Raw genomic sequence first — 21,505 nt, 5'->3', positions numbered from 1 at the left:
GGGAGGGAGAGTGTAGGAAGTGCTTTACTGCTGAGCGGGAATAACTTTTTAGTGGTTTGCAGAGCTTAACTAACCCTCATCGGCCAAAGTTTTTGCCTGGCTTACCCAATCCTCACGGCCAATACGGCCTGGGAATGCCAGCGATCCTTCCACCCATTTTATGTTTTCCGGTGTCCATTGGGCGATTTGCGAGAATTGATATATGCCCAGGTCGTTCAGGGCTTTTTCGTTAACCGCGCCGATGCCTTTTATGCGTTTGAGGTTGTCCTTTGCTTCCGGCTCCTGGGAAAATCCGCTGGGCTTTTCGCTGTGTTCTTCTTTTTCAGAGGTTACTTGCGGCTGGCTAACTTCGGCTTCTTCGCTGATTGGCGCCGGTTCCGGTGCAACGGGAGAAGCCGCTGAGGTAGTCGATGGGGTAGTAGCAGCAACGAAAGGCTGAGCTTGCGTCTGCGTGGCGTCGGTTTGGGTTTGGTCGCGTCGGCCGCTGTAGTACCAGTGGGCCACCCATCCCAGGGCAAAACTAAATAGAATCCACAGCCACATTTGCGTAAATAAGTACCACATAGTTTTCTCCTGTTATTGGGTTTTTAGTTTGAATTCTACTCGGCGGTTCTTGGCTCTTCCTTCGGGTGTAGCATTGTTGGCAATGGGCTGAATAGGCCCAAGGCCTTGGGCGGTAAAACGAGCAGCATCGACACCGGAATTCGCAATATGGTCTACCACTGCCTGGGCGCGCTGTTGGGATATGGTTTTGTTGTAGGCTGGGTCACCGGTGTTATCGGTGTGGCCAATGACACTGAATTGTGCATCCGGGCAGCGCCGTGCAAGCAGTGTTAACGCATCTAATAGCGCGTAACTGGCTGGTAAAATAATTGCCTCGGCGGTTTCGAACTGAATATTTTCCCGGCTGGTTAGGTCAGTAAACTGTTGCTGGCAGTCTTCGGGAGAAATAAGTTCTTCCTTTGGTATATCCGAGAGCATCACTCGGATTTGGTTGTTGATGCTACCGGGGTATATCTCAGCCAACAGTGAGCCAATGTGTTTTTTCTTGCCGAGTCCATCGACAATGCCTGTCACCACCAGGGTTTCTTCCACCAGTGAAATCATGCTTCGGTTTGGCAATTCTTGCGCTGCGGCTAACAGATCGTTAATTAGATCCAAGCGTTGGTAGGTTGCATCTACTTGATAGGCGTCGTGGTTTAGCTCGGTAAATTCACTGCTGATATGGCTGCCGGTAGAGCCGCTGATAAACAGCAAACCGTCGGATTTAACAATGGCCACCTCGGCAGGCTTTAAATGGCGGTCATCGGTTGCTGGCAGTGTGGTTTCTGGTTTCTTGGCTTCGTCCTGGTTGGCGGTAATCTTTTCGCTGCTGTTTTCAGCGTCGATACCAACAAGGGGTGGAGTGGAAGGGGCTGTTTCTTCTGGCTTAGCTGTTTCAGCTACTTCCGTGGCTTGCTCGTTACTGATAGTACCTGCGTCAGCCACTACCTTAGGGATGTCGCTCTTTTTAGAGTCGCTATCGTTCGTTTCTGATTCGGCAACTGCTTCTGTCTCGGTTTTTGCGTCTGCGTCTGCTTTTGCTTCCGCCTCTGGGGTGCTTGCAGCGGTTTCAGAAGCCTGAGCCGGAGCAGCGACCTCAGCCTTCTCTGTTCCAGCTTCTTGGGTTTGGTCAAAAGTATCTACGCTGGGCGTCACTGCAGCCGCGCTGGGTTTCACCGCTGACGTGTCTACAGACGCGGCCGTTGCAAAAGCTTGGCTATCGAAACTTTCGTCAGAGGTGGGCGGTAACGGCTCGGCCAATATTGGCGCTGGGGAGTTGTCAGTAGGGGTAGGATCAGAATCAACGTCAGCCTGTGCCAGGCTCGACTGATCGGCCATCGCGGCAGGCTGGGGTTCTTGGGTTGATTTCTGGGGCTCTGTTGGGGAGGTTAGATCAGAGCTGGGCTCGGTTGCCTCGGCCCTATCGGTTCCGGCCATCGACTCATCAGCCGTGGCCGTGTCGTTTTCAGGTATTGAGACTTCCGGGGCTGGTTCCTCAGCCGCATCGGTTTTGGCTAGGGATTGCTCTGCAGGTTGCTCTGATGGTTTCTCTGGCAGGGCGGCTGTTTCTGTAGCCGGGTTGGTAGTTGCAGTTTCGATAACGAGTTCATTTGCGGGCTCGCTTGCTGTGGCTGTTTCCTCAATGGCCACGCTGCCTTGCCATTCCACATCGGCAACGCCCCAGGCGTCTTCAGCCAGGGCCAGGGCCGCATCGCGCACCTGCTCGCTGGGCGCCACACCACTTAACACTACTGTTCTGCCCTGGTTACGGGTGTTGGCATGGGCCCAGCCATGGCCGTTTTCCAGTAATACTTGCAGGGCGTTGGTTTCAACATCGGCTTCAATATTTCGCCAGTAAAAGAAGAGGGCAATAAAAAATAATACCAGTGGCACAACTAAAAACGGCCGCCAGCCGCCACACAGTAAAGAGCTTGGTTTCATGCATAGGTCCTTTTAAGCGTTTTTTTATCTGGCCTGGGAACATCATGTAGAGCAAAGCGCCAGCTACACCAGAGTATCGCAACTTTGCTGGGCATTTTCTATTCGACCTACAAGGTCAGCGCGGGTTTACACAGACTTTTACATTTACTTTGCGCAGCTGCTGCCTGGTTGGGCTCAGTTTCGCTGCGGTTGAGTGTAAATTCGCGCGTATGATCGTCATCCATGGCAGTTATAGTCGCTATCGGCTTAAGCGTTGTGACCAGCGCTGGCTGACCAGATACAGTGGCCGGCAATGGCTACGGTAGCTCTTAAAGCGCATGGATTAAGGAAACAATGAGGAAGCACGCAGGCTGCTGGAACAAATGCCCACTCAATTGAACTAACCGAATTAAGAGATTCAATTTATAGTGCAGGCGCCTACAGAGGGCCAAACACACCACCAGTCGGATCCACACATGAGACCTTTTTTTCTATTGCCAGTGATGGCGCTATGTTTACTGGTATTGCCTGTATTAGCACAGCCGAGTCCGCCGTCCGGAGGCAGTACTAGCATCACTACCGGGGTACTACAGCTAGAACAGCAAGCGGTACCCCTAACGCTGACCCTCTCTGGCCAAGCCCTGGCCGAAAAGGATGCCAATATTCGCCCGTTGGTAGATGGTGTTATTACCGATATCTTGTACACGGCCGGCACCACGGTGAGCAAAGGCCAGCCGCTGTTTCAAATCGAACAGGATACCTACCAAACCGCGTTGGAAGTTGCCGAGGCCAATTTAGCCAGTGCCCAGGCGGCATTGCCGGTGGCCGAAGAAAACCTAAAACGTTACGAGCAATTGGCCGGCACCGGCGTTACCCAGGCTAGCGTGGATTCCGCGCGCTCGGACTACGGCCAGGCTAAAGCGTCCGTGGCGGCGGCCAAAGCCGACTTACGAACCGCACAAATCAACTTGCAACGTACCACCATTGTGAGCCCGCTGGCTGGCCGCAGTGAAACCGCTCAGGTTTCCATTGGTGACTTGGTGACCGCAGGCCAGAGCGACGTTTTAACCACAGTTACGCAACTGAATCCCATCTTTGTGGATTTGACCGAGGCCAGTTCTCGCATGTTAGCCACTCGCGGACGGATAGACTCCGGTGAAATCACCCCGGGAGACCAAATTGATGCTCGCCTGGTGTTGCAAAACGGTAGAGCCTACGCAGCCGAAGGGGAGCTTGTGAGTATGGGGCAAAAAGTCTCCTCTACCACCGGCACGGTAAGCATTCGTTTAAAGTTTGATAATTCGTCCCGCCTAATTTTGCCGGGTATGTTTGTTCGCGCCAACATTACCATCGGTTCTATTGAGGGCTATTTAATTCCGCAACTGGCGGCAAAGCCGCAGCCCGATGGCAGCATTGTGGTGTGGACGCTGGATGAAGACAAAAATGCCCGGCGCTTGACATTGACGCCCGCCGGAACCTACAACAATGCGTGGATTGTTAGCCAGCAACTGAGCGGCGTTGTGCCCCTGCTGGTGGACAATGTAGACAACCTAAAAGACGGCACTATGGTGCAAGCGACGCCGGTGAATATTAACCCCCAAGGGGTGGTGGTTGCCGGCGAGCAACCATCAACCGAGGCCGCAAGCGAAGGCCCCAGTAAGTCCTCAGCGTTATAGTTTTCATCTCCTGATTGTTAGGAAACAACAGTCCCATGTCGCAATTTTTTATTCAGCGTCCGGTATTTGCCTGGGTGCTAGCCATTATTACCGTATTGGCCGGAGTATTAGGTATCAATACCTTGCCGGTTGCACAATACCCTGATGTATCACCGCCCACCGTTCGTGTGAGTGCAACCTACAGTGGCGCCTCAGCGGAGGCGGTGCAAAATTCTGTTACCACCATTATGGAAGATGCGCTTACCGGGCTAGATGACATGCTCTACATGACATCGTCTTCGACCCGGGGCTCGTCGTCGATCTCCATTGTGTTTGATGAAAACGCCGACCCCAACGATGCCCAGGTGGATGTACAAAACAAAATCCAACGGGTCACCACGCAATTGCCCACCGTAGTGCAAGACCAAGGTGTGACCGTTTCGCGATCCACCTCGTCAATTTTAATGGTAGCCGGTTTAATCAGTAAGGATGGTCAGTACAGCACGGTAGAGCTGGCGGACATGGTGGAAAACCTGATCCAAAATCCAGTGCAGCGAACTCCAGGTGTAGGCTCCATTAATGTGTTCGGCTCCGGCTACGCCATGCGCGTGTGGTTAGACCCTTTTAAGCTCAGCAAATACGCCTTAACCACCGCCGATGTGGTATCTGCCATTGAAGCGCAAAATACCACGGTAGCTGTGGGTACCCTGGGCGATGCGCCCTACGTGGAAGGTCAGCAATACAATTTAGAAATTACCGCACAAAGCCAATTAACCACGGTGGCAGAATTCAGCGATATTTTGCTGAAATCCGAAAATAACACCGCTACGGTGCGCATTAAAGATGTGGGCCGTGTGGAGTTAGGCCAGGAAACCTACGGCCGAGACGCACGCTTTAACCAATACAACGCGGCGGGCTTTGGTGTGAACCTGGCCACCGGAGCTAACGCCGTGGATACCTCTCGGGCTGTACGAGAAACGTTAAGCGGTATTGAGAACTCCTTGCCCCAAGGCGTGGATATTGTTTATGCCTTTGATACATCGCCGTTTGTGGAAGCCTCCATCGATAAAGTTGTCCACACCATTATTGAAGCCGTGGTGTTGGTGTTTTTGGTACTGCTGGTGTTTTTGCACAACTGGCGCGCTACCTTAATTCCAACCATGGCGGTGCCCGTGGTACTTATGGGAACCTTTGCCGTTTTGGCCATGGTGGGGTATTCCATTAACACCCTAACCATGTTTGCCTTGGTGTTGGCCATTGGTATGTTGGTGGACGACGCCATTGTGGTAGTGGAAAACGTTCAGCGTTTAATGGAAGAAGAGCAACTAACGCCTTTGCAGGCAACGCAAAAAAGTATGGGGCAAATTGCCGGTGCCTTGATTGGTACATCGCTGGTGATTATTACGGTGTTTTTGCCCATGGCGTTTTTTGGCGGCAGCACCGGTATTATTTATCGACAATTCTCGGTGACGATTATCACCGCCATGGCGTTATCCACCTTGGTGGCGTTGATTTTATCGCCGGCCATGTGCGCCAGCTTTTTAAAGCCCGTTGGTGATAAACCCAGTCGGTTCTTTTTTCCCTCTTGGTTCAATCGTCACTTTGGCAAATTGCAAAACGTGTATATGACCGTTACCCAGCGCTTTTTAAATAAAGCTTTTATTGCCCTGGGTATTTTAGCTTTGGCTGTGGCGGGTATTGTGGTGTTATTTAAAACCATCCCCAGTTCGTTTTTGCCACCGGAAGATCAGGGCGAGTTAATGATCATCGTCAACCTGCCAGAGAGCAGTACCACGGATCAAACGCTGTCGGTGGTGCAAGCGGTGGAAGATTATCTACTCACAGAAGAAGCCGACGCCGTGGATACGGTATTTGCCTCGCTTGGATTCAGTTTTGGCGGCAGCGCGCAGAACCGAGCCATGATGTTTGTGCGCATGAAAGACTTTAGCCAACGCGCCGGCAATGACGAGCTTGCCGCCAGTGCCGTGGTAAGCCGCACCAACATGCACTTTGCTATGAACAATCGTCAAGGCCAGGTGTTTATGGTGCAGCCGCCGGCCATTCACGGCTTGGGTAATTCCGGCGGATTTAGCATGTACCTGCTCGACCAAGCCAACAATGGCCAAAGCGCCTTGCTGGCAGCCAGTAAAGAGTTGGTTGCACTGGCAGAACAAGACGCTCGCGTGACTTCGTTGCGCGGCACGGAAGAACAAACCAAAACCGCCATGCGCATTGATATCGACCAAGAGAAAGCCAGCGTGTTTGGCATATCGCTGGCGGATATCAACAGCATGCTGTCGGTGATTTATTCCGGCCGGGAAGTGAACGACTTTGAAATGAATTCCGAGCTAAAACCGGTGCTGGTGCAGGGTGAAGCGGCATTTCGTATGCAACCCGAGGACATCAACTATTGGCACGCCATCAACAGAGATGGCGAAATGGTGCCGTTTAATGCCTTTACCACCATCAGTTGGGATAAGGTGCCGGCCTCCTTGGATCGCTACGGCGGTGTGAGCGCGGTGGAAATCTCTGGCTCGCCGGGCACCGGTGTTAGCTCCGGCGATGCCATGGTGGCCATGGAAGAGCTGGTGGCCGGTATGGACGGCGGTTATGCGGTTGCCTGGACGGGGATTTCTTACCAGGAGGGTTTGTCGGGCTCCCAAGCGCCAATGTTGTATGCCATCTCGGTATTAGTGGTGTTTTTGGCCCTGGCCGCTTTGTACGAAAGCTGGAGCATTCCCTTTGCCATTATGTTGGTGGTGCCCATCGGTGTGCTGGGTGCCATGCTGGGTGCCTTGTTGTTTAGCCAATCCAACGATGTGTATTTTAAAGTGGGCATGTTGGCCACCATCGGTTTGGCCGCTAAAAACGCCATTTTAATTGTTGAGTTCGCGGTGGATTTGCAAAAGCAGGGCTTGGGATTAATAGAGGCCACCTTAGAAGCCGCGCGGCAACGTTTTAGGCCCATTTTAATGACATCGCTAACGTTTATTTTGGGTGTCTCGCCCCTGGTGTGGGCCTCAGGCGCTGGCTCTGGTGCGCAAAACGCCATTGGTACGGCCGTGTTTGGCGGTATGTTGGCATCCACCTTTGTCGGTGTGCTGATGATCCCGGCGTTATTGGTGTGCGTGCAAACCGTGTTTCGCATCCGCTATGGCAAAACAGAGGAGGCCAAATGATGCGCACAAACAGGTTTAAAAAATCCTTGGCCAGTGCCAGCTTAATGGCCAGCCTAAGTTTACTCACCGCCTGCGCCGTTGGCCCCAATTACCAGCGGCCGGAGGTTAACCTCGCACAAGATTTCGTCGATGACGCCAGCCAACAAAGCTATGCCCAGGTGGCAACGCTTGCCTGGTGGCAAAGCTACGATGATCCACTGTTGAACCAATGGGTAGAGCAGGGCTTAGGCAGCAATTTGGATATTGCAGTTGCGGTGGAGCGCATTGCTGCGGCCCAGGCGGCGTTGAGTGGCACCGGCGTTAATAGCGCGCTCAGTGGTGATTTAAGTGTGCAATCCACACGCTCAGGCTCCGATGTCGCAAGCGCTACTACTAGCGATAGCGCCAGCTTAAGCGGTAATCTCGCCATCGATTTATTTGGTGGCATTAAACGCGAGCGGCAGGCGGCGAAGGCCGATTTACTGGCCGCCGTGGCAGATACGCAAACTGCGCGCCTGGCCTATCTTTCTGCCTTGGTCAGTGCCTATATCGATGCCCGTTATTATCAATATGCCCTGGTACTCACTCAGCAATCCATAAAATCCCGGGAACAAACCTGGGCGGTTACCCAAGAGCAACGCCGTGTGGGCAGTGCAACTGAACTGGAAGAAGAACAAGTTAAAGCGCTGCTGTATGTAGCCCAGGCAGACATACCGGATTTACAAGCCAGCTTTATGGCTCAGGTGTACGCCATTGCCACCTTGTTGGATGAACCCGCCGATGGCTTATTGGCGCAAATGCAAAGCAGCGCGCCGGAACAAAATGACTTGCTGGGCCTAAGCTTGGATACGCCCTACAAAAATGGCGTGCCGGCAGATTTGTTGCGCAACCGGCCGGATGTGCGCTCGGCTGAGTACGCACTGCAATCGGCGGTGGCGGAGGTTGGGGTGGCGCAAGCCAACCGGTTGCCATCGTTAAATTTAACCGGCACTGTGTCCAGTAGCCAGGACTCTTGGAGCTTTGGGCCGTTGTTGTCGCTGCCCATTTTTAATCAAGGTGCGTTGGCGGCCTCCAAGCGGCAGGTAGAGGCCCAGGCAAGAGTGGCCGAAATTCAATATCGGCAGACCGTGTTGGATGCCGTAGAAGATGTGCAATCGGCCAACAGCGCTTGGCAGCGCGACCGAGAAAAAGTCGACCGTTTAAACCAAGCGGTTAATTCCTACACCCGGGCGTTGGATCTCTCCCAGCAAACCTACCAGGTGGGCGTAATGACCCTGCTGGATTTACTGGATACCGATCGCTCGTTGGCATCTGCCAGGTTGCAATACGCAGCGGCGCTGCGCGATTTATCCGTGGATTGGGCTACCTTGCAAATTGCCCTGGGCGCCGGTGGCAGTGTGGCGAAAAGCCAGGCCGAGAATTAATTACCATTGTAATCAGCCGAAACCACCGCCATAGAGCCACGCTTTTCTGTGCTAGCCCGTGTCTGTGTTAGGTTTGTGCCAAAAAAAGGGCGCACACCATGCACATTACAAGACGCGAATTAATTCATCACACCGGGCAGGCCTCGCTTGCGTTGTCGCTGCCGCTGGCCTGTGCCAGTACGGTGGATTTGTCCGGTGGAATTGATCCCTCCCGGGAGTGGGTGTTGGCCGAAAAGCCCAGCAACCCGCAAATGCGCGATGCCGTTAATGTATGGATAGAAGAACAGAGCGGTAAATTTGCTCTGCGCATCGGCGTCGAGGCCCTGGGGAAAAGCTGGGATAAACAACTGGTGTGGTTAGATGTGGCCTTTGCCGATGGCACCGTGTATAGCCTGCGCGATGAAAACGGCCCCACCCATGCGGCCCTAGATGCCCAAGGCCTAGCCAGTATTCGTGGCTCTGGCCCGGCGCAATTCCAGTGCCTAGAAGCCTTTAAAAAATGGCGGGTGAGTTTTAATGGCCCGGTACCTAAAACCACGGCCAGCAATCTTTTACACAACAAAAAAATAGAGCAGCCCACTGCAGAAATAAATATTACGGTGGATATGGAGATGGCCGCACCGCCCTGGGCTCCGGGCTCGATGCTGGCCAAAGACAATACCGTTTTGCAGGGCGAGCAGGCCGATTTTATCAGCCCTCGCTACGAGCAATTATTTCGCTGCGCCGGCGCCTTAACCATAGACGGAAAACCGCAACCATTTAGCGGTAACGGTTTGCGAATTCGCCGCCAGGGTGTGCGCAAGTTTGAGGGTTTTTGGGGGCATTGCTGGCAATCCGCGGTGTTTCCCAGCGGTAAGGCGTTTGGCTTTAACGTGTTTCCGCCCCGCGACGATGGCCAGCCATCCTACAACGAAGGTTATATTTTTACCGGTAGCGGCGGCCTGCAGCCGGCCACGGCGGTGGTGATTCCTTGGTTGCGAGAACTCACCACCGGGGGCGATAACGTTTCGTTTGAATTAACCACAAACAACGGCCAGGTTAGTGTAAGTGGAACCACGTTTATCAATACGCGTTCTATGCATGCAGGCCTAGTGCCAGATGATTTTCCCATCGTGCAGCAGGCTCACGCGCACTACACCTGGGAGGGCGAAAGCACCGTAGGTATGGTGGAGCGGTCGTCTGTTCCGGCGTTAATCAAAAATCCTTAAGCTATTTTCTCCACCGATACCCAAACGCTGTTTAGGGCGGTATTACCGCTAACGGCGTCGATCAATTGGTTGTCGGTAATATCGTTAATACTTTGCCCTGCCACGGTTTGCGCAACGGTCAGGCTTACTCCATCACGTTGGTGGCCGTAGCCGTGGGGTAGGCTAATCACGCCGGGCATAATTTCCTCGCTTACTGTCACCGGCACTTGGATACTGCCGGTGCGAGATTTCAAAATAACCTGGTCGCCGGAGCTTAAATTACGCGCGTTGGCATCCTCTGGGTGTATTAATAAATCGCTGCGATCCTTGCCTTTTACCAAACGTTGATAATTGTGCATCCAAGAATTATTGCTGCGCACGTGGCGACGGCTAATCAACTTCAGTTGCTTATTGTTTTGCTGGCTTTGCAAATGTTTATCGCCCAGTAGATGTTGTTCTACTCGCGCTAAATCAGCTATCACCACCTGGGGTGCGCAATCAATTTTTTTATCTTCGCTGCTAAGTCTTTCAGGCAGGCAAGATTGCAAGGCTCCTAAATCTAGGTTGTTTGGGTGCTCTTGTAAGCTGGCAAGAGACAGCGCTTGGGGGTGATTATTTTTGGCACCGTAGGGGCCATGTTGCAGGCTGTAATCCAACATTTGTTCCGGCGTGGGTTTGGCTTGGTATTCCCGGCCTAGGCGCTGAGCAATTTTTTCCGCCAGGGCTTCGCTAATTTGCCAATCGTGCTGCGCTCCCTCGGGTTTTGCAAAAATCGCTGGGTTAAAGCGCGCCACATTGCGCACCGCAAAACTGTTAAAGGCAATGTCGTAATGGTTGCGCTCCAGTGGAGAGCTGGGCGGTAAAATAATATCTGCGTGGCGTGTGGTTTCGTTGATGTAATAATCTATGGATACCATAAATTCTAACGAATCCAGCGCAGCATCCAGGGCCTTACCGTGGGCGTTAGACAACACAGGGTTGCCGGCCAGGGTGACCATGGCTTTTATTTGGCCATCGCCAGGCGTGGTGATTTCCTCGGCCATGGTGCAGCTCGGCAGCTCGCCATTAAACTCTGGCAGCTGCCGTACTCGGCTGTGCCAGCGGGCAAAGCCGCCGGCACGGGTGCCTGGGGCGGCGTTGTCCCAGGCGGGTAAGGTAAACATAGCACCGCCGGGTTGATCCAATTTACCCGTTAAAATATTTAACAAATAGATTGCCCACTGGCACACGGTGCCAAATTCTTGCACCGATACACCCATGCGCCCGTAAATAACCGCTTTTGGCTCTTGGGCAAACTTTTGGGTCACCTCGCGCAGGGTTGGTTCATCAATGCCGGTAATAGCCGCCACGGCCTGTGGCGTAAAAGGCGCTACCAGCTTGGCTAATTCAGCCGTATTTTTGAGGTGCGCATCGAGGGGTTGGCTATTCTGCCAGCCTTTGTTAAGCACAATATTAATCATGGCCAGTAACATAGCGGCATCGCTACCGGGGCGCACAAATAGGTGTTGGTCGGCAATTTGTGCGGTTTCGCTTTTGCGTGGGTCTATTACCACCAATTGGCCGCCGCGTTTTTGTAGGGCTTTAATACGGCCACGAAAATTCGGTACGGTCATCATGCTGCCATTGGAGGCCATCGGATTGCCGCCAATAATGATCATCAATTGCGTGCGGTCTATGTCGGGTATCGGCACCAGCAACTGGTGGCCAAACATTAGCAGTGAGGTGAGCTGTTGGGGTAGCTGGTCCACCGAGGTGGCAGAAAATCGATTTCTACTGCGAAACAACGATAAAAAATTCTGCCCATGGGTAAGAAGGCCGTAGCTGTGCACTGCCGGGTTGCCGGTATAACTGCCAATGGCGTTGTTGCCGTGTTGCTCGGCAATAGCTACCAGTTTATCGGCCACTTCATCCAGCGCTTGTTGCCAACTTATGCTTTGCCAAGCACCGTTCACTTTTTTTACCGGGCCGCGCAGGCGGTCTGGGTCTTGGTGGATATCCTGTAGCGCGGTGCCTTTAGGGCAGATATAGCCTTGGCTGAACGGGTCGTTTTTGTCACCTTTAATGGCAACGATATCACCCAGGGCGTTGGTTTTAATTTCTAGGCCGCAAATGGCTTCGCAAATATGGCAGGCTCGGTAATGGGTTGTTTCCATGGGGTCGCATCCAGGGTATTTGTTATTGTGATAGATACAGCTCAAGCAAGGTATCCCATGCTAGGCCCGCCCAATTAGGCACGCATTAACAATAGCGGCCGAATTGGGTAGCAATTTGGAGGCAGGGTAGCCCTTGCTTGGCGACAAACCGGTGCAGTACATTACGCCGCTGAACCCCAAAAGAAGCACGCTAAAACAAGCACTTCAAAACTAGAGAGCCGGCGCGTTGCCGGTTTAGAGCAACGATGATTTTAAACGGTAAAGCCATTCACCCAGACGATCAGCTGGCTAGCCTCGCGCTCTACGGCAACGCCACCTTTACCACAATGTTGGTGGCTGACGGCAAGGTCAAAGGCCTGGGGCTGCACTTGCAGCGCTTGCAGCAAGACGCCGAGGCTTTGTTTGGATTACCGGTCGACACGGCCCAGGTAATGGACAATGTACGCAGCTTTTTGGCAGGTTTTACCGTGTCTGAGCCCGTTACCGTGCGAGTGACGCTGTTCCCTCAAGGGTTCGATATGGCCAAGCCCGAGGCCTGCAATGAGTTAAATATACTGGTTACTGGTCGCCCAGCGGCAGGTAATCTACCGGCGCTACGCTGTGGATTGGTGGCCTCCCAGCGCAGCTTGGCTGGGCAAAAATCGGGCAATATGATCTCGCTGTTTAAAGCCCGCCGGCAGGCACGCCTAGCCGGAGCCGACGATGCCTTGCTAACCGCCGGGCAACAGATCACCGAAGGCGCCACCTGGAATGTGTTCTTTATTAAAGACCAGCAGCTAATTACCCCGGCATTGAGCAGCGATATTCTACCCGGCGTCACTCGCCAGTTGGTGATTGATTGTTGCCAAGCGGCAGGCATCACAGTGCAGCAACAGGCAGTAACTACAGGCCAGCTAGCCACCTTCGATGCCGCCTTTGCCACCAATGCCGCCTGGGGCCTGCGGCCAATCTCCGCCATCGACGATATCGACTATGCCAGCGGTGGAAGCGCTCTGTTGGGGCAGGTGCGGTCGCTTTTTGACCAGTTGCCTGCTGAGACTCTTGCCGAGCCTCTCGCCAAGCCTCTTTCCGAGTAAATACGCATAGGCAAGCTCTGGTATACTGCCGCGCACATTTGAGGCGGAAGGATGCCCGCCGTTACCCACCGCAAAGATCGCCGAAGGCCCCCTATGAGCCAAGCTCCGCTTTGGACCAAAGATTTTATCCTGGTTTCGTTTCTTAACTTTCTTGCCGTACTGGTGTTCTACCTGTTGGTGGTAGTAATGGGCGTTTACGCCACGGAAGAACTGGGTGCCACTAGCTCCCAGGCGGGCCTGGCCGTGGGTATGTTTGTTGTGGGCGTGCTGGCTGGCCGTTTGTTGGTGGGGCAGTACATCGATTTCCTGGGCCGCCGGCGCACGCTGGTGGCAGGGCTGTTTTTGTCCATTGTGACCATTGGCGCGTATTTTTTGCCGGTGGGCATCGGTGGGCTGGTTGTTTTTCGCTTTTTGCATGGCGCATCCATTGGTATTGCGGCCACTGCCATGGGCACCATAGTGGCGTTTCTAATACCCTCGGCGCGCAAGGGCGAAGGCATTGGCTACTACAGTATGAGCAGCACACTGGCCACGGCCACCGGCCCATTTATTGGTATGTTTATGACCACCCACACCAGCTTTAGCCACGTTTTGTGGTTGTGTTTGGCGGTCAGTTCTCTGAGCTTTTTGGCTTGCTGGGCACTTAAGGTGCCGGAGGTAACCGCCGAAGACCGTGCCGCCATTCCCCGTAAATTTAGCGTGCGCCGGTTGGTGGCCGCTGAGGCGGTTCCCATCTGTGGGGTGATTTTTGTGCTGGGGATATTTTATTCCGGCGTGCTCTCATTTTTAAACGCCTACGCGCGGGAGCTAGATCTCGTCGCCGCCGCGAGTTTCTTCTTTGTGGCTTACTCTGTGGCCATATTAATTTCGCGGCCCTTTACCGGCCGTTTATTGGATCTGCGCGGTGCCAACCTAGTGATGTATCCGGCCTTTGTATTGATGGTGGCAGGCTTTGGTCTGTTGGGGATGGCAAGCGAAGGCTGGCATTTGTGGCTGGCCGGCGGCTTGATAGGGCTGGGCTTTGGCAACTCGCAATCTTGCATACAAGCAGTGGCCCTAAAAATTGTCGATCACCATAAAATGGGCCTCGCCACGGCGACGTTTTTTATCTTTTTAGATGCCGGTTTAGGCTTTGGGCCTTACTTTTTAGGCTTGGTAGTACCGATGCTAGGGTACGCTAGCCTGTTTGAATGTGTTGCCGGCCTAGTGGTGGTATGCGCCATTGGGTACGCCATAGCCTACGGGCGTATTGCGTCTAAAGTGCAAAAGCAAGTGTAGATAAACCCAGATAACACCACCTCATTTTGCGGGGCCAGTTCTCAAACAGCGATAAAGATCACCGCAAAGGCGATAAATTGGCCTATAGAACCCCAATGAGTTACTAAACTACATACAATGTAACAGATGTAATGAGATGGACGCGTGGTTATGAATGTACTCAGTAGTGTTAAAACGTTTGCAGCCCTAATGGCAGTGCTGGTCAGCTTTAAGGGGCTAGCCGCCGTAGCGCAAGTAGAGTTGTTTGGCTGCCTAGCATTACTGCTCAGCCAAAGCGTCTTGTTTTATTTAGCCCGTTCTTATAAAAACTCTTCAATCAACGCCCTGGTAATCGTCGCCGTAACCTGCCTAGTGCATGTGGTGGTGGCGCCTTCCATTATTCTCCCCGTGGCAGCAAACAGCGCGGCATTGAGCACGCAGGCTGTGGTGCTGTTTACGTTTATTGTGTCGGTGTTGAACTGTGCTTGGCATGCTGATTGGGCGTGCAAGGAAATATTGGGTAAGCGTTTTTCTGCTTGAAGACATAAAAGATCCAATTTTAGCGACTGACTTATCCATTCGCGGTAATCATTCTAGCGACAGTGCGCCCTCATGTTGAACTTAACTCAATCCACTATAGCTGAAGCCTAATTGCCTTTTTAGAACATTCCAATAAAACACATAATTCAGTAAATTTGGACTTAGGAATAAAATTTATCTGATTAACACCCATTACTCCGACCGCATCTCATCAACTCCAAAAATATATCAAATACACGCTATTAAACCGTCTCATCAATTTTCTTTAGTTCTAAATCAGCCTGTTTAGCTTCGTTCATAGCTAAAAGTGTATTGTAGCCTCTGAGAAACGAGTGCAAGACGTCGCTTCCAGCTGAATATCCGGGTATGTTTTGCATACCGTTAATAGTTTTTTCAAAATATTCTAGAGCGTTAAATTTAATATCGTGATCCAGGTTTGAATCTAGGCCAACTTGGATAGACAAATTACCGCCCGCCACATCGTCTATTTGCCCTTTGAAATCAAGCACCATAAGAGTGGCATATAATTCATTTTTGGTTGTGTTTGTAAGATCAATGCGTTTAATCAGTTCTTGGGGGTTAAGTTCGAAAAAGGCATTTAGTTCGTCTTCGTTTAGGGTTGTCAATCGGATTCGATCGCCCTCTTTAACATTATCGAAAAGGGAAAAATCTGGGATATAGTTTTCGTCGATTATAAGCGTGCCATTTTGGTTGGATATGCTTGGCGACTTATCATTCGTATTCGAAACTTTCAGATGTGCGTTGAGAAGATCCGACGTACGGTTCACAACTAATCCATCGATCATTATTTTACCCTTCCGATAAATTCGGCGTCAGTTGAGCCATATTACGCATTTTACGATATGCAACTTATAGAGGATAGACACATGAAGATCGCGCTTTTGCTGTCTATTGTTACGCTGCTAAATTGTAGTTTAGCGATAGCCGTACAGCCAGCTGCTCCAGACATTCTGACAATTAATGGCGGAGATATTTACGTATCAACAACAAGTATTGTGGGGAATGGTGACGTATCACTTGATTTAAGCGAGATTAAGATAAATGAAAAGGTTTTGGATAACCTCAACGGTACGGATAGCATATTAATTAAGGAGTTAAAACTAAACACCTTATCTCCGTTGGCCGCATGTGGTTATGTTTCTGCTACAAACTCAGTCTCAAATGTGGCTGTCGGCGAATCAGTAATTGTAAAACAGTACACGACAAACTGTGCCAGTGGAACGCACACTATCACTTTGACAGGGACTGGATTAAGAGCGTATGTATTTCAGTGGAATGGGTCTAGTTGGGTGCAAAAGGCAGGCGGCGGTAGTTCCGCCTCGTATTTCAATGGTTCAGCTGGTACTTACATATTAGTTGCAGTTAATGAAGGTATTTCTGTTACGAGCGGGACAGCGAAAACGAAACGGCCTTTGTGATAATTATTATAAGCGTGCCAAGTGAAGGCCTAAAAGGTGAATAAACGGACCCCTGGGTCCGTTCAGATCGTTGATAAACCCCGGCTTTTCAGTCGGAGTTTTCTATTTTGGGAGTCTGCTCAGGCTGATTTAAGGTTCTGCTAGATTGCGGGCTTGTAATGGCAGAGTTCCACTTCTGACTCGCCTAGAGCCACTGAAGAGCCGATTTGGGTCTTTATCAACGGATAATCGAACTTAGAATGGCCCTTTTAGTTATTTGCAGACTACGATTTACATGCCCAAGCAGTGCGCCAGGATGAACAAACGAGGATGTTGTATTTAATGCGACCTAACGAATTGTTGATCAAATCCGGGTTACAGATAGCTACATCAGATGGCATTTTTAATTCTGTGGCACTTACCCTTGAATCTACTTGGAAGAATGCTGAGCGTAATATCAAAAAAATCTATCAATTGGCGCCAGGTGCACCCAACGTAGCAATTAAACGAGAGTCCGCCAATGCCGCTGTTCTATGCTGTACGATTGATAGATATTCTGGGCTTGTGATCATGGCCATAAACCTTTCAACGCTTGGGTATTGCACGATAAAAATGTTGTCCCAGTTTTCGTCGCTGGGCTGAATAACGCCGTGGATAACCTCACCAAACCAAATGACCTGCCCGCCGGCCTTCTCAACCAGTTTGACCGCCTCATTTGAGTAGATACTGTAAGCTTCTTGCCCCGTGATGTTGGTATCGTTGTCCTGATCTTGATTGTCCTGATATTGCGCAACTGCGTTGTACGCAACTAGGTTAACCATATAAAACGGCTGGTCACTGGGAATCTTTTTTATTAATTGTTCTAGCGCCTCGGGTGTCGCTTCTACGGATGGCATTGGCTTGCCCTTTTTGTAATTTGCTTTGTGAGGTGCTAAAGGCTAAAGGCCTGCGAGATTTTGATCTAGGGTTGAATCGCTCGATTCCATGTGCAAATACGGCCACTTAGAGCAAGCGCAAACGTCGGCAGTTTTAAAAGCACAGTTTCAGTAGGCTTACGGCAAGGTAAATCACAATGCTTACGGCAAGGTAAACCACAAGGCTACTGGAATGATAATCACGCTAAACAGGTTACCAATCAGCACCAAGCTTGCCACTCGGTGTGGTTCTTGTTGATATTGCTCGGCCAATAACAGGTTGAACACCGCCGGGGGCAGGGCGCCAAACACGATTAAAATGGCGCTTTCGAACTCGCTGAGGTGCAAAAAAGGCATGATGGCCTGGGCACTGGCCACGCCGACCAATGGCCCGGCAAAGGCACCGAAGGTACCCAGCTGCCAGTCTTTCATATCCACATCCAGCAGCCGTGCGCCCAGGGCAAACAGCAATAGCGGTATCGCCACTTGGCCCAGCATATTGATGGTTGCCATTACTGGCACTGGCAGGCGTATGCCGGTGATGTTCATCACCAGGCCGATAACGGCGGCCAGCAGAATGGGGTTGCGCAGCATTTTTAGTGGGTTTACCCGGTGGTCTAGCAGTAATACGCCCACGGTAAACTGCAGCAGCATTCCCACGATTAGCAATATCACCGCCGGTTGCAGGGCCTCTGGGCCAAAGGCAAACAGCAGTAACGGTAACCCCATATTGCCGGAGTTATTGAACATCATGGGTGGCAAAAAGGTGTGCAGATTGATGCGGCTTAGCAGCACCAGCGGCAACAATAGTAGCCCGGAGCCCAAGATAACCACCGCGCCGCCTACGGCAAGGTTGAGGTAGCCAATGGGATCGAAGGGTTTGTCCACCAAGGCCCAAAAGATGAGTAGGGGGCTAAATACGTCCAGGTTCAGCCGGTTTACGGCGGTTAAATCTGGCTTGAAGCGTTTGCAGTACCAAGTGCCCAGCAGGGTGCAGGCGAAGAGAGGGAAGATAATCCCAATAATGCGTAAACTCGTTTCTAACATAATGCGGCCAGTGTTCAATAAGCCGCCTAATATACGGCAAAGCCAGTCCGGGCTAAATGCCCAAATGTCCAGGTGCTTAAACGACTCGGTGCAACGCTGGGTTGAACATTTGTGGCCGCTTATGTGCGCTACCGCTTTTGCAGCTCTACCTGGGGAGCCAGTTTGAGGTATGATGCCGCCAATTGGCCCCTGGCCCAATGCATTGGCTCTGTAACCCTATTTTAGAGGACTCTATGGCAGTACATATTTTCACCACCGGCGGTACCATCGATAAGGTCTACTTTGATGTACTCAGTGAGTATCAAATAGGCGATTCGGCGATACCTGGAATCTTTGTCGAAGCCAATGTGACCTGCGATTACCAAATTACCGAGCTGATGCGCAAAGACAGTTTGGAGATCACCGAGGAAGACCGCAAGCTAATGGCGGCTGAACTGGCGGCCAGTGAACACTCGCGCGTGCTGCTAACCCACGGCACCGATACCATGGTGCAAACCGCCCAGTTACTGGCCGAGAGCACGAGTGATAAAAACTTGGGTGATAAAACGATTGTACTCACCGGCGCCATGCAGCCGGCGAGCCTTAGAGTTACCGACTCTATATTTAATGTCGGCTTTGCCATGGCGGCGGTGCAAACCCTGCCGCCGGGGGTATACATTGCCATGAATGGCCGCGTGTTTAATGCCGGAGAGGTGAAAAAGAACCGCGCGGCAGGGCGGTTTGAAGCTAATCTTTAAAGGTTCTGTGGCCGCTAATCATCGATGAAATAATGCTTTGGCGGCTCATAATGTCCTCCCGCACGGCCGCGTATACGTGGACCATAATAAAACAAATCATAATCCACATAACCAGGCGATGCAGATTGTGAGTGTTGGTGCTGCCGCCGAGGGCGGGGTTAATCCAGCCAAAAACAATCTGAGACCAATGGCCTGGTCCGGCGCCTTCGCTGTACAGGGCAAAGCCGGTTGCAATCATAAACAGGCTGCCCAACACAAAACAGAAAAACATCATGCCCAGCGCTAACGGATTGTGGCCGATGTATTTTTTGGGCTTATCCTCTAAGAAAAAATACCAGCGAAACTCAAACATCACCTCGCTCCACCACTGCCCACGCCATATTGGCGGCAAAAACAGTTGGCGTGCGTGCTCATTGCCCATAAATGCCCACACCAGCCGGCCGACAAAGGCGATGGCAAAAATGTAGCCGGCGGTAAAGTGTGCAAATCGGCAGTAGCTCATCAGCAGTGCATCCATATTGTTGCCGGGCAGAGTAATAAATGGCGTGCCGATAAAAATACCCGTGATAATCAGCGTTAACATGCACAGCATGGTTAGCCAATGCCAAAGCCGAACCGGTACTTGGTATACGTATACGGATTGAACCCGGGAGCTCTCTGTCGATGAACTTAGGGTGGATAACTCGCTGTGCGTAGACATAAACAAATCACTTTATAAACGTTTGATGAGAGGTGTCAGGCCTAAAGTGCGCTGGCTAAAAAGCCCAGTTGTAATCTGCCCCATGGCTGGCCATCGATGTAAATTGGCGCAGAAAAGTCATAAAACGTTTGGCCATCATCCATGTAGCTTTTTTGCACCACGCCGTCGTTGTTACTGATTGGCAGGCTTTGGCTTTTATGGCCTGCTGGTAGCTCGCCTTGGTAGTGGTGTTGATCGGTTTGGCTGCAATGCACAATCGCGTAGCTTAAATCTTCAATTTCCATGCGCAGTTCTTTTAAAAAACGAGCGAGTACGGCTTGAGCCACATGTACTGGTTTGTCGGTAATTTTGTCGCTTAGTAAATTAGTAGGGGGTTCGGCGGCCTGCTGCACAATGGCCTCAAGTTTACGGCAATAATATTTTAATCGGTGCGGAATGATTTCAGTTTTATCGCCACCCACAAAAAACGCATCCGATACCTGTAAAATGCGTTCTGTTGCCGCCGATAGATTATGCAGTTGGCTCTCGCCGCCATTCATTTGGCTGGCAACGTCGTCGCAACTGCGATGAATGTCATGGGTTATATCGCCAATTTGGCTGCTGATATTACTCAGCTGGGTGATGGCATCTTGGGTGTAATCCAAATGCTCCGCCATGGCTGAGTATTCGTCGATCATTGCCGCAAAGCGGTCGCCGGCGTTACTCACTGCCAGTGCGGTAGCATCCACACGTTGGTGGATATCTTTGGTTTGAGTCTGGGTTTCGCTGACCTTTACCTTCATACGATCGATACTGGTGGTGATGGTCTCCGTAGCTTTTTTTACCTGTTCCGCCAGCTGTCGAACCTCGGTGGCCACCACGGCAAAACCCTTACCTGCCTCGCCGGCAGAGGAGGCTTCTATGGCCGCGTTTAGGGCCAGTAAATTGGTTTGGTCTGAAATTGCGCTTATCACAGAAACAATATCGCCGATTTCCGTGGAGTGTGTTTCCAGCTCATCCACAACGCAGTAAAAATGGCTAAGTTTATCTACCGCCCCTTGTACTTGATCTGCAGCGGCTTGCAATTCGGCTTGCGATTCCAACACCGCCTTGCGCTGCTGCTGAGTTGTTGCGTTGAGATGGCCCGCGCGTTCCTGCACCGAGGCCACCGCCCGGCGCGATGCTTCGCTGGCATCGAACACGCTGCTGGCTAGGTCTTTTTGTTGGTTGGCTAATTGATGGGTATCCGCCAGGGAGTTAGATAACAGGCTGGCCAGGGTAGACACCTCACGTATGCCGTAGCGCACGCGGAAAACCATTTCGCGCACCGATGAATCTCGTTGGGCGATGACTCTACTGATGGTTTTTACCGGTGAACTCTCCGGCAGGACGAATTCCGTGGAAACATCGTTTACATTTTTACTGCCGTCTGCCAGTGCGGTTGCCATTATGGCGATGCTGCGGTCCATTTGCCGAATGTAAACTGCATCGGCCACGGCAACCAACGCGCCCACTGCGCAGGCTACTAAAGTGGCTAAGATCGGATTTAACCAGCCCGCCAGTGTGGCTGCGGCAAATAAAATAAAAAATAGTGCCGTAAAACCGAAGGTGCTGGCCTTTACTTGATTGGATTGGTGTAAATTTTTTTGTCGCGGCGGTGAGAGCGTTGCATTGGGTAAAGCGTTATCGTACTTACAACTTGGATCTAGCGACATCACTGTGAGTAATCTCCATTACGATAAGTATCCACTCACCTAAGATTAGCACAGCATAAATAATTGGTAGGATTTGATGAAA

The 21,505-nt window shown here is 51.6% G+C and carries 17 protein-coding genes; 9 read left to right on the top strand and 8 right to left on the bottom strand.

What is annotated here, in order from left to right; all coding sequences use genetic code 11:
• Positions 1 to 69 precede the first annotated feature (69 nt).
• Both ACGHM3_RS15625 and ACGHM3_RS15620 read right to left on the bottom strand, forming a co-directional pair.
• Entirely contained in the window at positions 70 to 564 is a 495-nt protein-coding gene (locus tag ACGHM3_RS15625; protein ID WP_345427847.1) for a hypothetical protein, read from the bottom strand.
• Positions 565 to 576: 12 nt separating this feature from the next.
• On the bottom strand, positions 577 to 2,484 hold the full coding sequence (locus ACGHM3_RS15620; RefSeq protein ID WP_345427845.1) for an OmpA family protein: 1,908 nt from the start codon (positions 2,482 to 2,484) through the stop codon (positions 577 to 579).
• Positions 2,485 to 2,939: 455 nt separating this feature from the next.
• Between ACGHM3_RS15620 and ACGHM3_RS15615 the strand changes: the two genes are divergently transcribed.
• The 4 genes from ACGHM3_RS15615 (at position 2,940) to ACGHM3_RS15600 (ending at position 9,908) form a co-directional block, all read left to right on the top strand.
• The gene (locus ACGHM3_RS15615; RefSeq protein ID WP_345427844.1) at positions 2,940 to 4,139 is read left to right on the top strand and encodes an efflux RND transporter periplasmic adaptor subunit; all 1,200 of its coding nucleotides are present in this window, start codon (positions 2,940 to 2,942) and stop codon (positions 4,137 to 4,139) included.
• 35 nt (positions 4,140 to 4,174) lie between these two features.
• Positions 4,175 to 7,297, top strand: coding sequence for an efflux RND transporter permease subunit (locus ACGHM3_RS15610; RefSeq protein ID WP_345427843.1), 3,123 nt, complete (start codon positions 4,175 to 4,177; stop codon positions 7,295 to 7,297).
• Positions 7,294 to 8,700 (top strand): efflux transporter outer membrane subunit, encoded by a 1,407-nt coding sequence (locus tag ACGHM3_RS15605; protein ID WP_345427842.1) that lies wholly within the window; start codon positions 7,294 to 7,296, stop codon positions 8,698 to 8,700. The genes ACGHM3_RS15610 and ACGHM3_RS15605 overlap by 4 nt, the downstream gene beginning before the upstream one ends.
• Before the next feature lie 98 nt (positions 8,701 to 8,798).
• Entirely contained in the window at positions 8,799 to 9,908 is a 1,110-nt protein-coding gene (locus ACGHM3_RS15600; protein ID WP_345427841.1) for a hypothetical protein, read from the top strand.
• Here ACGHM3_RS15600 and ACGHM3_RS15595 read toward each other — a convergent pair.
• Complete coding sequence (locus ACGHM3_RS15595; RefSeq protein WP_345427839.1) at positions 9,905 to 12,040, bottom strand: molybdopterin-dependent oxidoreductase; 2,136 nt, start codon at positions 12,038 to 12,040, stop codon at positions 9,905 to 9,907. The genes ACGHM3_RS15600 and ACGHM3_RS15595 overlap by 4 nt on opposite strands.
• A 245-nt stretch (positions 12,041 to 12,285) precedes the next feature.
• On the opposite strand from ACGHM3_RS15595, the gene ACGHM3_RS15590 reads away from it, so the two are divergent.
• From ACGHM3_RS15590 to ACGHM3_RS15580, 3 genes are all read left to right on the top strand, one after another.
• Positions 12,286 to 13,116, top strand: a complete 831-nt coding sequence (locus ACGHM3_RS15590) for an aminotransferase class IV (RefSeq protein WP_345427838.1) — start codon at positions 12,286 to 12,288, stop codon at positions 13,114 to 13,116.
• Positions 13,117 to 13,209: 93 nt separating this feature from the next.
• Complete coding sequence (locus ACGHM3_RS15585; RefSeq protein ID WP_345427837.1) at positions 13,210 to 14,394, top strand: MFS transporter; 1,185 nt, start codon at positions 13,210 to 13,212, stop codon at positions 14,392 to 14,394.
• A gap of 150 nt (positions 14,395 to 14,544) precedes the next feature.
• Positions 14,545 to 14,913 (top strand): hypothetical protein, encoded by a 369-nt coding sequence (locus ACGHM3_RS15580; protein ID WP_345427836.1) that lies wholly within the window; start codon positions 14,545 to 14,547, stop codon positions 14,911 to 14,913.
• A gap of 242 nt (positions 14,914 to 15,155) precedes the next feature.
• On the opposite strand, the gene ACGHM3_RS15575 is transcribed toward ACGHM3_RS15580, so the two are convergent.
• Positions 15,156 to 15,719 carry a hypothetical protein gene (locus tag ACGHM3_RS15575; protein WP_345427834.1) on the bottom strand — a complete coding sequence of 188 codons (564 nt, stop codon included), beginning with the start codon at positions 15,717 to 15,719 and terminating at the stop codon, positions 15,156 to 15,158.
• Positions 15,720 to 15,800: 81 nt separating this feature from the next.
• On the opposite strand from ACGHM3_RS15575, the gene ACGHM3_RS15570 reads away from it, so the two are divergent.
• On the top strand, positions 15,801 to 16,352 hold the full coding sequence (locus ACGHM3_RS15570) for a hypothetical protein (RefSeq protein WP_345427833.1): 552 nt from the start codon (positions 15,801 to 15,803) through the stop codon (positions 16,350 to 16,352).
• A 449-nt stretch (positions 16,353 to 16,801) separates the two neighbouring features.
• Here the strand turns inward: ACGHM3_RS15570 and ACGHM3_RS15565 are convergent, their stop codons facing one another.
• Together ACGHM3_RS15565 and ACGHM3_RS15560 are read right to left on the bottom strand one after the other, a co-directional pair.
• Positions 16,802 to 17,227: a DUF1330 domain-containing protein gene (locus ACGHM3_RS15565; protein WP_345427832.1), complete on the bottom strand. Its 426-nt coding sequence runs from the start codon at positions 17,225 to 17,227 to the stop codon at positions 16,802 to 16,804.
• A 180-nt stretch (positions 17,228 to 17,407) separates the two neighbouring features.
• Complete coding sequence (locus tag ACGHM3_RS15560; RefSeq protein WP_345427831.1) at positions 17,408 to 18,292, bottom strand: AEC family transporter; 885 nt, start codon at positions 18,290 to 18,292, stop codon at positions 17,408 to 17,410.
• A gap of 233 nt (positions 18,293 to 18,525) precedes the next feature.
• Between ACGHM3_RS15560 and ACGHM3_RS15555 the strand changes: the two genes are divergently transcribed.
• Complete coding sequence (locus ACGHM3_RS15555) at positions 18,526 to 19,029, top strand: asparaginase domain-containing protein (RefSeq protein WP_345427830.1); 504 nt, start codon at positions 18,526 to 18,528, stop codon at positions 19,027 to 19,029.
• Here ACGHM3_RS15555 and cybH read toward each other — a convergent pair.
• Together cybH and ACGHM3_RS15545 are read right to left on the bottom strand one after the other, a co-directional pair.
• Positions 19,019 to 19,729, bottom strand: coding sequence for a Ni/Fe-hydrogenase, b-type cytochrome subunit (gene cybH, locus ACGHM3_RS15550; protein WP_345427828.1), 711 nt, complete (start codon positions 19,727 to 19,729; stop codon positions 19,019 to 19,021). The two genes, ACGHM3_RS15555 and cybH, sit on opposite strands and share 11 nt — an antisense overlap.
• 41 nt (positions 19,730 to 19,770) lie before the next feature.
• Positions 19,771 to 21,423: a methyl-accepting chemotaxis protein gene (locus ACGHM3_RS15545; RefSeq protein ID WP_345427827.1), complete on the bottom strand. Its 1,653-nt coding sequence runs from the start codon at positions 21,421 to 21,423 to the stop codon at positions 19,771 to 19,773.
• Positions 21,424 to 21,505: the final 82 nt, after the last annotated feature.

Source organism: Halioxenophilus aromaticivorans (assembly GCF_042850945.1).
Classification (GTDB): Bacteria; Pseudomonadota; Gammaproteobacteria; order Pseudomonadales; family Cellvibrionaceae; genus Halioxenophilus; species Halioxenophilus aromaticivorans.
Note: the sequence above shows the minus strand (reverse complement) of the source record. Positions and strands in the feature narration are given on the sequence as shown.

Bases quoted from the DNA above. Each gene is read 5' to 3' on its own strand.
- ACGHM3_RS15625 (WP_345427847.1), bottom strand. From the start codon at position 564: ATGTGGTACTTATTTACGCAAATGTGGCTGTGGATTCTATTTAGTTTT.
- ACGHM3_RS15620 (WP_345427845.1), bottom strand. From the start codon at position 2,484: ATGAAACCAAGCTCTTTACTGTGTGGCGGCTGGCGGCCGTTTTTAGTT.
- ACGHM3_RS15615 (WP_345427844.1), top strand. From the start codon at position 2,940: ATGAGACCTTTTTTTCTATTGCCAGTGATGGCGCTATGTTTACTGGTA.
- ACGHM3_RS15610 (WP_345427843.1), top strand. From the start codon at position 4,175: ATGTCGCAATTTTTTATTCAGCGTCCGGTATTTGCCTGGGTGCTAGCC.
- ACGHM3_RS15605 (WP_345427842.1), top strand. From the start codon at position 7,294: ATGATGCGCACAAACAGGTTTAAAAAATCCTTGGCCAGTGCCAGCTTA.
- ACGHM3_RS15600 (WP_345427841.1), top strand. From the start codon at position 8,799: ATGCACATTACAAGACGCGAATTAATTCATCACACCGGGCAGGCCTCG.
- ACGHM3_RS15595 (WP_345427839.1), bottom strand. From the start codon at position 12,040: ATGGAAACAACCCATTACCGAGCCTGCCATATTTGCGAAGCCATTTGC.
- ACGHM3_RS15590 (WP_345427838.1), top strand. From the start codon at position 12,286: ATGATTTTAAACGGTAAAGCCATTCACCCAGACGATCAGCTGGCTAGC.
- ACGHM3_RS15585 (WP_345427837.1), top strand. From the start codon at position 13,210: ATGAGCCAAGCTCCGCTTTGGACCAAAGATTTTATCCTGGTTTCGTTT.
- ACGHM3_RS15580 (WP_345427836.1), top strand. From the start codon at position 14,545: ATGAATGTACTCAGTAGTGTTAAAACGTTTGCAGCCCTAATGGCAGTG.
- ACGHM3_RS15575 (WP_345427834.1), bottom strand. From the start codon at position 15,719: ATGATCGATGGATTAGTTGTGAACCGTACGTCGGATCTTCTCAACGCA.
- ACGHM3_RS15570 (WP_345427833.1), top strand. From the start codon at position 15,801: ATGAAGATCGCGCTTTTGCTGTCTATTGTTACGCTGCTAAATTGTAGT.
- ACGHM3_RS15565 (WP_345427832.1), bottom strand. From the start codon at position 17,227: ATGCCATCCGTAGAAGCGACACCCGAGGCGCTAGAACAATTAATAAAA.
- ACGHM3_RS15560 (WP_345427831.1), bottom strand. From the start codon at position 18,292: ATGTTAGAAACGAGTTTACGCATTATTGGGATTATCTTCCCTCTCTTC.
- ACGHM3_RS15555 (WP_345427830.1), top strand. From the start codon at position 18,526: ATGGCAGTACATATTTTCACCACCGGCGGTACCATCGATAAGGTCTAC.
- cybH (WP_345427828.1), bottom strand. From the start codon at position 19,729: ATGTCTACGCACAGCGAGTTATCCACCCTAAGTTCATCGACAGAGAGC.
- ACGHM3_RS15545 (WP_345427827.1), bottom strand. From the start codon at position 21,423: ATGTCGCTAGATCCAAGTTGTAAGTACGATAACGCTTTACCCAATGCA.